The following is a 272-nucleotide window of genomic DNA, read 5'->3' as shown; positions in this document are numbered from 1 at the left end:
ATCGCACCGACGTCGTCGGTCAGGGTGATGCTGTCGATGACCAGGCCTGAGGTCTGGTTATCCGGCGGCGTGCTGTCGCCCGGGCCGTCGATCACAACGCTGTTGCTGTTGCCCGCCTCGTCGGTGGCTTCCACCACGACGTCTTTGGCGTCCACGCCCGCCGGATTCGGCTGGATGCTCCAGTGACCGTCCGCGTCCGCCACCGTGCTGGTCACGCTGTCGCTGACCGGATCGGTGATCACGATCACCGCGCCCGGCTCGGCGTTACCGGC

At 67.6% G+C, this 272-nt stretch carries 1 protein-coding gene; it reads right to left on the bottom strand.

Annotation, left to right across the window (positions count from 1 at the left end):
* The coding region (locus tag HFD95_RS21900; RefSeq protein ID WP_167430719.1) for an Ig-like domain-containing protein at positions 1–272 on the bottom strand (272 nt) is incomplete at both ends.

The organism is Pantoea sp. EKM10T (assembly GCF_011800685.1).
Taxonomy (GTDB): Bacteria; Pseudomonadota; Gammaproteobacteria; order Enterobacterales; family Enterobacteriaceae; genus Pantoea; species Pantoea agglomerans.
This window is presented reverse-complemented; position numbering and strand designations above follow the sequence as displayed.